The following is a 14,245-nucleotide window of genomic DNA, read 5'->3' on the forward strand; positions in this document are numbered from 1 at the left end:
GCGATCGGTCGTGGGTGGCGGACTGTGCACGAGCACTGCCGTGTTCTCGAGAGCTGCGAATCCGCGCCGATCAGCGGACCGCGGACGCGAGATCCACGATCTCGATGTCCTCCTCGGCCAGCCGGTCCCGCACCCGTGCGGCCACCTCCAGCACATTGGGCATGTCGCCGTGCAGGCACAGGGTCGGCGTCACCACCTCGATCCGCGAGCCGTCGAGCGCCCTCGCCGTGCGTTCCTTGACGATCGCGACGGCGCGCCGGGCGACCTCGTCCGGGTCGCAGGCCTTCTTGACCGGCTCCACCTGCGGGAATCCGTCGGGTTGGTAGTCGAGGTCGATGTAGCCCTCGTGCCGGACGGTGAGGCCGTAGGAGTCGGCCAGTCGTTCCGGCCAGCCCTGCCCGACGATCACGATCAAGCTCGTGTCGTAACGTGCGACGGCATGCAGCAGCGCGCGGGCGTAGTGCTCGTGCCGTCTGCACATGGCGTAGAGGGATCCGTGTGGCTTGACGTGCCGCATCGTGCCGCCCTCCGCCCGCACGAACGCGTCCAGCGCGCCGATCTGGTAGAGCAGATCGTCGCGCAGATCATCGGCATCGATGTCGATCGGACGCCGTCCGAAGCCGCGCAGATCCGGCAGGGCGACGTGGGCGCCGACGTCGGCACCCGCGGCGATGGCGGCCGCCGTCACCCGGTGCATGATGCGGGGATCGCCGGCGTGGAATCCGCAGGCGATGTTCACGGTAGGCACCAGCGGAATGAGTTCTTCGTCCGAACCGAGCTGCCACCGCCCGTAGCCCTCACCCATATCCGAATTGATGTTGATCTGCCAGCTCACTTCTTCTCCAGGAAATCGGGGAAACCGATGGATCGGGCAGCGATATGGGCTTCGAGCGCCTCGTCGGAATCGACAGCGCAGAACCGCACGGAATCGCCCGGTCGTAGCTGGGCGAGCGCCGGCAGGTCCGCGCTGATCACCGTGGCGATCTTCGCGTAGCCACCGAGGCTGGGACCGTCCACACCCATCACGATCGGCTCCAGCCCGCTGGGCACCTGGATCGACCCGACGCAGATGGCGTCGTCCACGATGTTGGACGGATCGGATCCCGCCTGGCCCACCAGGTGGTCCGGCCGTGGCAGGAAGTGCAGCGGCGGGCCGACGAACCGGCACCCCATGCGGTCCGAGATGGGCGAGAGCCGCCAGGCCGTATCGAGGAAGGTGCGCACGCTCTCCGGCGTGAACAGGTGATCCTGCGGCCCGAGGACCACACGGAGCACGGGACGGTACCCGGGCAGCCGGTCGCGTCGGATGCGGCGACCCGCCAGCTCCTCCACACGCCGGCGGCGGGGCCGGGCGGCCAGCACATCCCGGGTTTGCAGCGCGCGCCCCGCGTACCCGCCGATACCCGCCCGCACGTTGGTCGCGCGGCTGCCCAGTACGGGCGGCACGGCGATGCCCCCGGCCACTGCGAGGTAGGTGCGGGCGCCGGTCCGGGCCGCGCCGAGCGCGATCTCGTCGCCCGCACGCACCGCGATCGAGGTCCACATCGGGACGGGCTCGCCGTTGACCCGAGGCTGCATGTCGGCGCCCGTCACCGCGATCACGGTGCTGCCCAGTGCCCGCAGCGTCGGGCCGGCGAGCAGCATCTCCAGCCCGGCAGCACCCGGATCCGTCCCGACCAGGACGTAGTCGCCGACATCGTTGCCCACCACCAGGTTCGCGAGCTTCAGGGCGGGCCCGTCGAACGCGCCCGACGGAGGAATGCCGTCGGCGAGGTACCCGGGGCGCCCGAGGTCCTGCACCGTGGTCTGCAGGCCCGGTTGCAGCACCTCGAGAACGTTGAGCTCATGCATCGGTCGGCTCCAGCCGTTGCACCCCGTCCTCGATCTCGTGCTCGTACTCACCGGCCACCACGTGCGCGCGGATCTCCGCGTACTCCGCGCCGTCGATCGGCACGTACCGGTGCCGGTCGCCGACGCGCGGCAGGACCGGGCTCTCCGCGAACGCCGGCGTGCGTTGCAGCGGGTCGAACAGATCGATCGGGGTTCGCCCGAGCAACTGGTAGCCGCCCGGGCTGCGCACCGGGTAGTAGGAGGTGATGGTGCCCGCCAGGCACACGAGCCCGGGGTCCGTCCACTGCCTCGGACGCTCGTACTTGGGGCCGGTCAGGCTCATCCGTCCCAGGGGCACCGCCTGGTACGTGCTCGGCTGGAAGCCGACCGCGGACACCCAGTGGAGCACGCCGGCGTGGCGGCTGATCACCTCCTCACGGGAGATTCCGTTGGTCTGCGCGAGGTAGTCGATGTTGTTGTCCACGCCGTGCGCCCGCGCGCAAGCCTGCGACCACGGGTCGTCGTACCAGACAGGGATGGTCACCAGCCGCGAAGGGAACTCGGTCAGCTCGGCCAGGTCGGCTACGAGATCCGTGATCAGCCGTTCCACGTCACGGCGCCGGATCACGGCCGGGTCGTACACGACGCCCAGCGAACGGTGCGTCGGCACCGTCTCCCGCACGCCGGGCGTACCGGTGTCGGTGAGCGCGCGATCCAGCGCCAGCACCCGGAAGTTCAGCGCGAGCTCGATCCGGTCGCCGAACTCGACGGAGAGCGCCATGTCGCCCAGGGGACGAAAGACGACGTCATCGCTCACGACTGTTCCACCGGCCGCGTGTCGCGCCGCACCGCGACGATGTCGAGGTGCCGCCGGATGTCCGCATCGGACTGGCCGAAGTCGTCGGTCTTGCACCGTTCGCCACACGTGCGGTGCGCTGCGCAACAGACCGAACAGAGCACATGGGAGTCGGTGACGGGGCAGGTCACCATGTCCTGGCGCATCACCTTCTCGCCACAGTTGCCGCAGGCCAGCATGTTCTCGTCGGACTCCATCTGCTCGTCCGAGCGGGAGAAGTCGTCGACCCAGTCCGGGTCAGGCAGCCGGTCCAGCCGCGTGAAACGGCCCTTGGCCACCAGCTCGACCACGATCGGACCGCAGAACCCGATGCCGAAGGCCAGGACGTCGCCGAGGATCGGGCCCGTGGACGCGTCGGGAATCGCCGCCATCGACAGAACGGCACCGACCACCGCACCCACCAGCAGGCTGCCCAGCGCGGGGACCCCCCACCTCGCCAGGTATCCGCGACGGTGCTCGATGTGGGTGGGCGGCACCCGCAGCTTCGGCTTGATCACACAGATGTCCGCGATGAGCACTCCGAGCCAGGCCAGGCAGAAGATGCCCATGAAGGACACGACCCCGATCAGGTGCTCCTCGACGTGCAGCATCGCGCCGACGAAAGCGGCCGCGCCGACGAAGACCACCCAGAAGCGGCGGCCGGGCACCCAGTGCAGGATCCGCGATGCGAAGTTCGCCAGCGCGAGTGACCCGCTGTAGAAGTTCATGTTGTTGATCCGCAGCTGCGTGGCGGTCACCCAGATCACCCCGAACAGGCCGAGAACGCCGGTGATGTAGCTGCCCGGGTTGTCGCTCCCGGTGTACAGCGCGAGCACCGCGCCTGCCGGGAACGAGATCAGGTAGACCGCCGCGATCACGACGAACGGGCCGACGACCATGGCGCGCTTCACCTCGGTCTTGCGGATGAAACGGGAGAAATCGCCGGTGCCGAGGATCTGGATGACGACGTTGGGGAGCAGGGCACCCAGCGCGCCGAAGAATCCGACCGCGGAGAAACCAGGGCTGCTGAACGACGGGGACAGGCCGGAATGCTGGACGCCTGCGATGACCAGCCACGCCAGTCCCACCAGAAATATCGGCCCCAGCCAGCGCTGCACGAAGTCGTTCTGCGTGAAGCCGTACCAGCAGATCGGCACGGAGACGAAACCGGTGAGCAGAAACCACACCGGCTCCGGAAGAACCGGCCATTCCGCGTGGAGCGCGGTGCCGAGATACGCCGCCTCGATCGCCGCGTACATCATCCAGTTGACGGCATAGATCAACGACGTGATCGCCGATCCGAGGAACCCGAACCCGCTCCCACGTGTGATCAGGTCCAGGTCCAGGCCGGTCATCGCCGTGACCCTCGCGATCACGGCCGAACCGAGCCAGCCGAGCACGGTCCCGGCCACGAATGCGGCCATGGCCGAGGGAAACCCGAAGGTCAGGGTCAGCTGGCCGCCGAGCGCCAGGAAGAACACCGACGACGTCAGGCCGCTCAACGACATCGCGAAGCTGAGCGCCGGCCGCTTCCAGTGCGCCGGAACCTTACGCAGCGCGTAGTCCTCCGCGGCCTCGCGGCGCGCCTGCTTTCCCTTCGGTATCAGTGCCGCCTTCACGTGCCGGGGACCGGCGCTTCCGCTGGATGTGGTGGCCATCGTCGCCCTCCGCTGCGTCAGCTGAGGGCCGCACCCCCAGGCGGCCTTTTCCGGCGCGCTTGGATCGAAATCCCATCACCGAGCAAGAGAGCCAACAAGGGATGCTGTTCCAGTGGACGGCGCGCCGGATTGTGCAGGTGCACAGTGGGGCGGTTCACCCGTTACGCCACTGTTCCGGGACTTCGCAATGCAGGAAAAACACCACGGCTGCCACTGCATCGAGGGCTCGGTGGACGAGTGGCTGTGCCTGGCGTGTTCCCTCTCCCGCCCGCACGGCGCGCCGGAATATCGGCAGCTCAGGGACACCTGATCACTGGCGCGCGGGCGCTCAGCCGGACGGCCCGAAGCGCTCCACCCGGATGCGTTCCGCCGGGATCCCGGCGCCGATGATCACGTCGGTGGCCGCGTCGGCGAAGGCGGGGGAGCCGCAGACGTACACGTCCTCGTCGCCGCGCACCAGCGGTGCGATGTCGGCGACGGCGATGCGTCCGGCGGTGCGACCCGCGCCCGGCGGGGTCTGCCGGGTGTAGAGCACCACGGACTCGGGGCCGGGCAGCTCGTCGGCGTAGTACAGGTCGCCGGGGGAGCGTGCCGACACCACGAGACGCAGCAGGTCGCCGCGGCCGATTGCCCGCGCCTGGCGCAGCATGGCCATCAGCGGGACCACGCCGGAACCACCGCCGACGAGAAGCGCGGGCCGTTCGCCCTCCCAGACGAAGAAGAGACCGATCGGGCCGCGGACCTCCAGTTCGTCGCCGGGACGCACGACGTCGTGCAGGAACTCCGAGACCTCGCCGCCCTCCAGCCGCTCGACGGTGAGCTCGATCTCGCCCGTGCCGTCGGGAGCGGACGCCACCGAGTACGAGCGTGAGGCGGTGTAGCCGTCGGGCGCCGTGAGTCGCACGACGTAGTGCTGGCCTGCGAGGTGTGGGCGGGGCTCGGGCAGCGCGAGGCGGAACGTGCGGGCCCGCGGCGTCTCCTCGCGCACCGACAGCACCTGGGCGGTCTGCCAGCGCAGCGTGCGGCGGTGGGTGGTGCCACCGGGGGTGAGGGTCATCGGTCAGTCTCCCTGGTAGCGCTGCTCGAGCCACGGGTCACCGCGGTCGTGGTAGCCGTTGCGTTCCCAGAACCCCGGCTCGTCGTGGTCGAGCAGGCGTAGTCCGGACACCCACTTCGCGCTCTTCCAGAAGTAGAGATGCGGCACGAGGAGCCGGGCGGGGCCACCGTGCTCCGCGGTGAGCGGGTGCCCGTCGGCGTCCCAGACGACCCAGGCCTTGCCGTCGGTGACGTCGGCCAGCGGGAGGTTCGTGGTGTAGCCGGTGTGCGACAAGGCGACGACGTACGAGGCGCTGGGCAGCGGGCGTGCCGCGGCCAGCAGCGTGTCGACCGAGACCCCATCGAAGGTCATGCCGAACTTGGACCACGTGGTGACGCAGTGGATGTCACCCTCGTAGCGGGCGCGAGGGAGGGCGCGGATCTCGTCCCACGTCCAGCTCACCTCCTGTTCGACCAGGCCCTCGACGGTGAACGTCCACGTCTCGGTCCTGATCCGGGGGGTGGCCTCGGCATGCAGCACCGGCCACTGGTCGCGCGCGTCGTACTGGCCCGGAGGTAGCCGTGGGTCGCGGTCGCCGCGGCGCCCCAGAAATCCTCGTGTGATGCCTGCCATACCTTGCTAAGCCTCCGGGTGCCGGATTCATTCCTCCTGGCGACGGGCGGAGTGCTCCTCAGGCCTTGCGAGCGCGGCGCAGCCGGTCGAGGTCGCCCTCCGCGAGCGCCGTCCAGAACCGTAGCGCGGCGTGCTCCATCTCCAGACCCAGCTCCAGTGTGATCATCCGGGGGCGGCTCGCGGGATCGTCGCCGAACCGCTCGACCATGCCCTCGTAGACGGCGATGCGCTGCTCGTGCTGCTTGATCTGCTCGGCGGCGAGATTCGGCACGTTGGCAGGGTCGCCGACCTCGTTGAAGAACAGCTTGAGCTCGGCGATGTCGCGCATCTGGAAGTGCTCGTCGGTGGGCGAGGCCAACCAGCTGCGCAGGGCCTCGCGCCCGGCGCCGGTGATGGAGTAGGTCTTGCGCCGCCGCCCGGTGTCCTCGACGGAGAGGGCGAGCAGCCCCGCGACGGCGAGGCGGTCGGGCTCGGAGTACAGCTGGGCGTGGGGAAAGTTCCAGAAGTAGCCGACCGAGTGCCCCACGGCCCGTTTGAGGTCGTACGGCGTGGACGGGCCGCGTAGCGCGATCATCCCCAGTACGACGTAGGACGTCGGGGACAGTCGGACTGCAGGCACCGTCGGATCGTACCGGACCATCCGGGTGAGACCGTCCGGTCTAGCCGGTGCCTTGTGCTTCGTGAGGGGCCTCGGGGCTAGCGTCACGAACGTGAGAGCCCGTAGTTGCGCGCCCTACCGGACCGACGAACTCCTTGCTGACCTGATCCGCGAGTCATGACGATCCGGACGGCCACGGAAGAGGACTGGCCGCAGATCTGGCCGTTCTTCTCGCGGATCATCGAGGCGGGCGAGACCTACGCCTACCGGGCCGACCTCACCACCGAGGAGGCTCGCGACGGCTGGCTGATGCGGCCACCGGCCCGCACGATCGTCCTCGAGGAGGACGGGCGGGTGCTCGGGTCGGCCACGATGGGCCCCAACCGTCCCGGCCGCGGCAGCCACGTCGGGACGGCGTCGTTCATGGTCGACGAGGCGGTGCGCGGCCGCGGTGTCGGCCGCCGCCTCGGCGAGGACGTGCTGCAGTGGCACCGCGACGAGGGCTACCGCGGCATCCAGTTCAACGCCGTGGTCGAGACCAACCTCCCGGCTGTCCGCCTCTGGCAGAGCCTCGGTTTCGAGATCGTCGGCACGGTGCCGGGTGCGTTCCGCTCGCGGGCGCACGGGTACGTGGGCCTGCACGTGATGTACCTGACGCTCGGCTCCTGAGCCCGGGCACCACGTCGCCCTGTGGGCGCTTCCCGGTTGCCGGTCGAACCTCTCCTCAGTACCGTCCGAGACAGATGGTGTGACAGGGGAGGGCTATGGACCTGGCGACCACTCTGGGATGGGCAGCGCGGCGTCATCCCGGGCGTCGCGCAGTCGGTGGAGCCGGGCGCGCCCTCACCTATCGCCAATGGGACGCCCGCACCAACCAGCTCGCGCGGGCGCTCGCGGCCGCAGGCGTACGCCCGGGCGACCGTGTGGCGTTCTCCCTTGCCGGTGGCGAGCCGCTGGCCAGCCTGCATCTGGGCGCGCAGAAGCTGGGCGCGGCCTCCGTGCCGCTCTCCACGCGGTTCGGGGCCGAGGAGCTCCGGTACTGCATCGGCGACTCAGCCGCGGTGCTGCTGGTGACCGACCAGACCACGGTGGAGCGGGCGTCGGCCGCCGCGGGCGATGTGCCCCTCCGGACCGCGGCGGAACTCGACGCGATGGCCGCCGACGAGCCCGACGGCGCACTCCCGAACGTCCCGGGCGAGGATTCGGTGAGCGTGGTGCTCTACACCTCGGGCACCACCGGGCGGCCCAAGGGGGTGCCGCGCTCTCACCGAGCCGAGCACACGGCGGCCGTGGCACATGCCGTCCAGACGCAGCAGCGCCAGGGTGAGGTCGTGCTCGGCGTGATGCCGCTGTTCCACACCATGGGCCTGCGCACGCTGCTGACCAGCATCGTCGTCGGCGGGACCTGGATCGCCCAGCCCCAATTCGACGCGGCCGAGTCGCTGGAGCTGATCCGCACCGAGAACGTGACCTCGCTCTACCTCGTGCCGACGATCTTCTGGTCACTGCTGCACACGGGTCGCCTCGGCGAGGCGCGGAGCGTGGATCGGCTCGCCTACGCGGGAGCAGCGATGACTCCGACGCTCGCGGAGCAGCTCGTGTCGGCCCTTGCGCCCACCGCGTTCGTCAACCACTTCGGCAGCACCGAGATCTACACGTTCACGATCGGCCCCGACGTGGCGGCCAAACCCGGGTCGGCCGGCCGCGCCGGGATCTTCTCGGAGGTCAGGCTGGTCGCCCCCGAGGACGGCGCCCCGCCGGACGCGCTGGTGGGTCCGGGGGAGCAGGGGCAGGTCATCGTGTCGATGGCGAGCCCCGAGGCGTTCGCCGGCTACTGGCAGCGCCCGGACGCGGACGAGAAGGCGATCCGGGAGGGCTGGTACTACACCGGTGACCTCGCCACGGCCGACGACGACGGCGACCTGTGGGTGGCAGGCCGGGTCGACGACATGATCAACTCCGGCGGGGAGAACATCTACCCCGACGAGATCGAGGCGGCACTCGCGCGCTGTTCGGCGGTCGCCGACGTGTGCGTGGTCGGCATGCCCGACGAGCGGTGGGGGCAGGCGGTCACCGCGTTCGTCGTGCCGGCGCAGGCCACCGACCCGGCGGCGGCCGTGGCGGCCACCGCGGCACACGCCCGCTCGGTGCTCCCGTCGTTGAAGCGCCCCAAGCGGGTCGTCGCGGTCGGGGCCATCCCGCGCTCCGGAGTGGGAAAGACGCTGCGGCGCACGCTGGTCGCCGGCGAGTTCGAGGCGCTGGCCGATGCCTGAGGACGCCCGGCGCTGGGTGCCGTCGCGCATCGAGGACGGTCCGCTGGTCACCGGGCAGGGGCGGTTCCTCGACGACATGGACCCGCTCCCCGGCACGCTGGTGGCAGCGGTCGTACGGTCCACGCAGCCGCACGCCCGGCTGCGCTCGGTCGACCTGTCCCGGGCCCGGTCGCACCCCGGCGTCGCCGCGGTGATCGGGCCCGACGAGGTGCGCGCCGCGCTACGCCCGTTCCCGCTGTCCACCGGTGCCGCGATGCCCTACTACCCGACCGCCGTCGACAAGGTGCGCTTCGTCGGGGAGCCGATCGCGGTCGTCGTCGCGCGGGATCGGTTCACCGCGGAGGACGCCGCCGAGCTCGTCGCGGTGGACTACGAGCCGCTCGACGTCGTGATCGGCGCGCGGGCCGCGCTCGCGCCCGGAGCGCCGCTGCTGCACGAGGAGGCCGGTTCGAACGTGGCCACCGACCGCACCTTCCGGTTCGGCGCGGTGGACGAGGCGTTCGCGAGCGCCGAGCGCGACGGTGGGTACGTCGTCGAGGGCGAGTACGACTTCCCGCGCTATTCGTCGGTGCCGATGGAGTGCTACAGCGTCATCGCCCAGTGGCAGCAGACCGGCAGCGGGCCCGGCGTCGAGGCGTGGGCGAACTTCCACGGCCCGTTCACGATGGTCCCGGTGATGGCGGGGGCACTGGGCATCCCGACGTCCGCCGTGCGGCTGCACGTCCCGGCCGACATCGGCGGCAGTTTCGGCATCAAGGCGGGGATCTACCCGTACGTGGTGCTCATGGCGCTGGCCTCGAAGCACTCGGGCACGCCGGTGCGCTGGACGGAGGACCGTGTCGAGCACCTGCTCGCGAGCTCGTCGGGGGCGGACCGGGTGATGCGCTTCGCGGCGGCCGTGACAGCGTCGGGCGAGGTCACGGGCCTGCGGGCGGACCTGGTCGACAACGTCGGCGCCTACCTGCGGCCGCCGGAGCCGTCCACGCTCTACCGCTGCTACGGCAACATCACCGGGCCGTACCGGATCGGGGCGGTCGAGATCAGGGCCCGCGCGGTGGTCACCAACTCGATGCCCACCGGGCTCAACCGGGGCTTCGGCGGCCAGCAGCTGTACTTCGGGCTGGAACGGCTGATGGACGCGGTGGCCGCCAGAACCGGGCTCGACGTCGTGGAGGTCCGCCGGCGCAACCTCGTCGGTTCGTTCCCGTACGAGACGCCCACCGGCGGCTGCTACGACTCCGGTGACTACGTGGCCGCCGTCGACCTCGCGGTGAAGGTCGCCGACCTGGGGGAACTGCGGAAGCGGCAGGCCGCAGCCCGCGCCGAGGGGGTGCACTTCGGCATCGGGGTCGCGCTCGTCGTCGACCCGTCCGGCACGAACATCGGCTACGTCGGGCTCGCGACGCCGTCGGAGCAGCGCAAGCCGGGGCGGGACAAGTCCGGATCGACCGAACACGTGCGCATCTCCGTCGACGTGCAGGGGATCGTCACGGTGCTGCTCGGGTCGGTGCCTCAGGGTCAGGGGCACGCCACGGTGGCCCGCCAGGTGGCCGCCGAGCGACTCGGGCTGCCCGTCGACCAGGTGCGCGTCGTCGTCGACATGGACACCGCGACCACGCCGTGGACGGTGACGTCGGGGAGCTACTCCTCGCGCTTCGCGCCGCTCGTCACCAGCGCGGTGGTGCAAGCGGCCGACCGGATCGCGGCGACGCTGCGTGCGGCGGCCTCGGTGATGCTCGGCCTGCCCGCCGACGAGCTGTGCCTCGTTGACGGCACTGTGGCGCACCCGTCCGGGGCGAGCGTGCAGTTCCGGCACGCCGCGGGGGTGGTGCACTGGGATCCGGCGTCGCTGCCGCCCGGCACGTCGGCCCGGCTCTACGAGGAGGCGGCCTTCACCCCCCGCGAGACCAGCGCCGCCACGCGCGACGACCGCATCAACTCCTCGCTCTGCTACGGGTTCGTCGCGGAGCTCGTCGCCCTGCGGATCGATCCGGACACCCTCGAGATCACGATCGACCGCGTCTGCTCGGTCCACGACGCCGGCACGGTGCTCAACCAGCAGCTCCTCGACGGCCAGGTGCACGGCGCGCTGGTGCACGCGCTCGGGGGCGCGCAGTACGAGGAGTTCACCTACGCCCCATCCGGGCAACCGACGTCGGCGACCTTCCTCGACTACCTCTGTCCGACGAGCGCGGAGGCCGGTTTCGACCTGCGTACCGACCACATCGCGAGCCCGTCTCCGCTCACCCCGCTCGGCGCGAAGGGCTGCGGGGAGGGCTCGTCGATGAGCTTCCCGGTCGCGTTCGCGAACGCCGTGGCCGACGCGCTCGCGCCGTCCGGCGTCGAGATCACCCGGCTGCCGCTGCACGGAGAGGTGCTGCACCAGCTCATCGAGAAGAACGAGAAGGAGACCCCACCATGGCGTTGACCGGCGGCGAGGTGCTGCTCGAGCGCGGGTACGAGGGGCGGGTCGCGTACCTGACCCTGTCCAACGGCCCCTACACCGTGATCACCTGGGAGATGCGCCAGGCGGTGGCGGAGCGGTTCGCCGTGATCGACGCCGATCCGGACGTGCGCGTCGTCGTGGTCCGCTCGGACGGTGAGCACTTCACCTCGGGCGGCGACATCGCGGGCTTCATGGAGGTCGACCCCATCGACTTCACCGACCTCGGCCACAACGTCACCGCCGCCGCGCGCAGCCCGAAGCCGGTGATCGCCGCGGTCGACGGCTACTGCTTCGGCGTGGGCCTGGAGATGGCCCTGTCCTGCGACATCCGCCTCGCCACTGTGCGCAGCCAGTTCGCGCTGCCGGAGATGAACCTCGGCATGATCCCGGGTTCGGGCGGCACGCAGCGACTCGCCCGGCTGATCGGGCTCTCCCGCGCCAAGTTCCACATCATGACGGCCACCCGCATCCAGGCCGCGCAGGCGCTGGACTGGGGGATCGTTGCCGGCCTGCACGACGATCGCGACGCGCTCCACTCCGCCGTCGACGAGCTGGCCGGGCGGATGGCGGCCTTCTCGCCCGCCGCTCAGCGCACGGCGAAGGAGGTGCTGGACAAGGGCGCCGACGGCCCCCTCTACACGGGCATCGAACTGGAACGGAAGGCCTACGCGATGCTGCGCTCCACCCACGACTTCGCCGAGGGGGTCGCCGCGTTCACCGAGAAGCGGAAGCCGGAGTTCACCGGACGGTGACGAGCCCATGAAACCGGCACCGTTCGCCTACGTCCGCCCGACGAGCCTCGACGACGCACTCGCCGAGCTCGCAGGCCGCGACGCCAAGGTGCTCGCGGGCGGGCAGTCGCTGGTGCCGGTGCTCGCGATGCGCCTGGGCAGGCCCGCCACGCTCGTCGACATCACCGCCGTCGACGGCCTGGACCGGATCGGCGTCGACAGCGGTGCCCTCCACGTCGGAGCGGCGGTCCGGCAGCGTGCCGTGGAACGGTCCGAGCACGCCCGTGCCGTACCCCTGCTCGGTATGGCGCTCCCCTTCGTCGGGCACCGGGAGCTGCGCAGCCGCGGCACCGTCTGCGGGAGCCTCGCCCACGCCGACCCGGCGGCGGAGCTACCTGCCGTGGCCTGCTGCCTCGATGCCGTGCTGGAGCTCGCCGGCCCCGGAGGCCGGCGCACCGTCGCGGCCGGGGAGTTCTTCGCCGGGGCGATGACCACCGCCCTGACCCCCGACGAAGTCCTCCTCGCCGTCCGGTTCCCGGTGGCCGCACCGGGGGAGGGGTACGGCTTCGGCGAGATCGCCCGCCGCCACGGCGACTTCGCGCTGGCCGGGGTGGCCACGCGGGTGCACCGCGGTGACGACGGCACTCTGCTCGCCGCCCGGCTCACGGCGTTCGGGGTGTCCGACCGCCCGGTGACCAGGGACGTCACCGACCTCGTCGGGGCCACCGGCGGGGCGGAGCAGCCGCTGCGGGACGCGATCGCCGAGCTCGCCGCCGAGCTGGTCGACACCGCGGGTGACGCGCACGGCTCCCCGGGCTACCGGCGCCGGCTGCTGACGGTGCTGGCCGCCCGTGAGCTGTCCCGTGCGCACCGCACCGCCGCGCCGGACCGTCCCGCGGACGAGCGGCCCGACCGGACGGAGCTGTCGCCCGACCGTGCCGGCCGTTCCACGGGCGCAGGTGTGGCCGCACGAGCGCAGGCCCGGGTGGAGGCGCAGGAGCTCGTGGCTGTGACGCTGCGGGTGAACGGGAGTGAGGTCACCGTCCGCGTGCCCCCGCGGATGCATCTCGCCGACGCGCTGCGCGAGCACCTCGGCCTCACCGGCACCCATCTGGGCTGCGAGCACGGCGTCTGCGGAATGTGCACGGTGCTCGTCGACGGCACCGCGGCCAGGGCCTGCCTGCTGTTCGCGGTGCAGTGCGACGGTGCCGAGGTCGTGACCGTCGAGGGGCTCGGCCGCGCCGACGAGCAGCACCCGCTGCAGCAGGCGTTCTCCGCACACCATGCGCTGCAGTGCGGCTTCTGCACCCCGGGGATGCTCATGAGCTCCTACGACCTGCTTGTCGGCGGGCCGGTCACCCCTGAGGAACTTCCCGAGCAGATGTCAGGTGTGCTGTGCCGCTGCACCGGCTACCGCGGCATCCTCGCCGCCGTGGCCGACGTCGCCGCCGCGCATCCCGGGGGCGTGCCGGAGCCGATGAACTGTGTCGCTCGGCCGCTGGTGGGGCGCGGCGGGGGAGCGGTCGAGGGTTTCGCCGCCGGACGCGAGCCCGCCACACCCGGCGACGCGGACGGGCGCGAGGTCTCCGCCGTGACCGGCCTGTCCGTCCCGGCCGGGGCCCCGACCGCCTCGGTCGAGGTGACCAGCGAACTCACCGCCCCGGTCGACGCCGTGTGGGCGGTGCTCGCCGACGTCGAGCGCATGGTCGCCTGTCTCCCCGGCGCCGAGCTCACCGAGGTGCTCGGCGGGGACCGGTACCGGGGCCGGGCCGGTGTGGCCCTCGGCCCTGTGAAGCTCTCGTTCGCAGGCCTCGCGCAGATCATCGACCGCGATCCGGCCGATCACCGGCTCCGCCTGATCGGCCAGGGCTCCGACGCGGGCGGCAGCGCCACGCAGGCCGACATCCGGCTACGGGCCGAGCCCGGGCCGGGTGGCGGCACCGTGCTCCGGGCGGACGCAGATCTCTACCTGTCCGGACGCATCGCCCAGTTCGGGCGCGCCCTCGCCGGCGACGTCAGCAGGCGGCTCTTCGAGCAGTTCGCGAGATCGGTGGACGCCGCCGCCACGGGGCGGGAGGCGCCTGCGGCGCGGCGCGCGTCCCCACTCCGGCTCGCGATCGGCTCGCTCCTCGCCGCCGTGCGGCGCCGCATCACAGCGCGCCGCAGGCACTGAGCCACCGGTTCACACGTGCGTGCGTTGCGGGT

The 14,245-nt window shown here is 71.5% G+C and carries 12 protein-coding genes; 5 read left to right on the forward strand and 7 right to left on the reverse strand.

Translation table 11 applies throughout. From position 1 onward, the window contains the following. Window positions 1-70: 70 nt before the first annotated feature. The 7 genes from pxpA to ACQPZQ_RS23260 form a co-directional block, all read right to left on the reverse strand. Window positions 71-835, reverse strand: a complete 765-nt coding sequence (gene pxpA, locus ACQPZQ_RS23230; protein ID WP_433283958.1) for a 5-oxoprolinase subunit PxpA — start codon at window positions 833-835, stop codon at window positions 71-73. Then, a complete protein-coding gene (locus ACQPZQ_RS23235) occupies window positions 832-1,851 on the reverse strand; it encodes a biotin-dependent carboxyltransferase family protein (protein ID WP_433283960.1) in 1,020 nt (339 codons plus the stop codon). The genes pxpA and ACQPZQ_RS23235 overlap by 4 nt, the downstream gene beginning before the upstream one ends. Further along, a complete protein-coding gene (locus ACQPZQ_RS23240; RefSeq protein ID WP_433283961.1) occupies window positions 1,844-2,647 on the reverse strand; it encodes a 5-oxoprolinase subunit B family protein in 804 nt (267 codons plus the stop codon). The genes ACQPZQ_RS23235 and ACQPZQ_RS23240 overlap by 8 nt, the downstream gene beginning before the upstream one ends. Further along, the gene (locus ACQPZQ_RS23245) at window positions 2,644-4,323 is read right to left on the reverse strand and encodes a purine-cytosine permease family protein (RefSeq protein ID WP_433283963.1); all 1,680 of its coding nucleotides are present in this window, start codon (window positions 4,321-4,323) and stop codon (window positions 2,644-2,646) included. Before ACQPZQ_RS23245 ends, ACQPZQ_RS23240 begins: the two co-directional genes overlap by 4 nt. Before the next feature lie 328 nt (window positions 4,324-4,651). Beyond that, window positions 4,652-5,380, reverse strand: coding sequence for a ferredoxin reductase (locus tag ACQPZQ_RS23250; protein WP_433283964.1), 729 nt, complete (start codon window positions 5,378-5,380; stop codon window positions 4,652-4,654). A gap of 3 nt (window positions 5,381-5,383) precedes the next feature. Beyond that, a complete protein-coding gene (locus tag ACQPZQ_RS23255) occupies window positions 5,384-5,992 on the reverse strand; it encodes a sulfite oxidase-like oxidoreductase (RefSeq protein ID WP_433283966.1) in 609 nt (202 codons plus the stop codon). A gap of 58 nt (window positions 5,993-6,050) precedes the next feature. Then, window positions 6,051-6,611, reverse strand: a complete 561-nt coding sequence (locus ACQPZQ_RS23260) for a PadR family transcriptional regulator (protein ID WP_433283968.1) — start codon at window positions 6,609-6,611, stop codon at window positions 6,051-6,053. A gap of 156 nt (window positions 6,612-6,767) precedes the next feature. Between ACQPZQ_RS23260 and ACQPZQ_RS23265 the strand changes: the two genes are divergently transcribed. The 5 genes from ACQPZQ_RS23265 to ACQPZQ_RS23285 all read left to right on the forward strand — a co-directional run bounded on the left by ACQPZQ_RS23265 (window position 6,768) and on the right by ACQPZQ_RS23285 (window position 14,213). Then, the gene (locus tag ACQPZQ_RS23265) at window positions 6,768-7,259 is read left to right on the forward strand and encodes an N-acetyltransferase family protein (protein WP_433283970.1); all 492 of its coding nucleotides are present in this window, start codon (window positions 6,768-6,770) and stop codon (window positions 7,257-7,259) included. Between the two features lie 95 nt (window positions 7,260-7,354). Further along, complete coding sequence (locus ACQPZQ_RS23270; RefSeq protein WP_433283972.1) at window positions 7,355-8,863, forward strand: class I adenylate-forming enzyme family protein; 1,509 nt, start codon at window positions 7,355-7,357, stop codon at window positions 8,861-8,863. Further along, complete coding sequence (locus ACQPZQ_RS23275; protein WP_433283973.1) at window positions 8,856-11,291, forward strand: xanthine dehydrogenase family protein molybdopterin-binding subunit; 2,436 nt, start codon at window positions 8,856-8,858, stop codon at window positions 11,289-11,291. Before ACQPZQ_RS23270 ends, ACQPZQ_RS23275 begins: the two co-directional genes overlap by 8 nt. Then, the gene (locus ACQPZQ_RS23280) at window positions 11,282-12,061 is read left to right on the forward strand and encodes an enoyl-CoA hydratase/isomerase family protein (protein WP_433283975.1); all 780 of its coding nucleotides are present in this window, start codon (window positions 11,282-11,284) and stop codon (window positions 12,059-12,061) included. Before ACQPZQ_RS23275 ends, ACQPZQ_RS23280 begins: the two co-directional genes overlap by 10 nt. Before the next feature lie 7 nt (window positions 12,062-12,068). Then, window positions 12,069-14,213, forward strand: a complete 2,145-nt coding sequence (locus ACQPZQ_RS23285; RefSeq protein WP_433283977.1) for an FAD binding domain-containing protein — start codon at window positions 12,069-12,071, stop codon at window positions 14,211-14,213. Window positions 14,214-14,245: the final 32 nt, after the last annotated feature.

The organism is Pseudonocardia sp. CA-142604, from assembly GCF_050948475.1.
Classification (GTDB): Bacteria; Actinomycetota; Actinomycetes; order Mycobacteriales; family Pseudonocardiaceae; genus Pseudonocardia; species Pseudonocardia alaniniphila.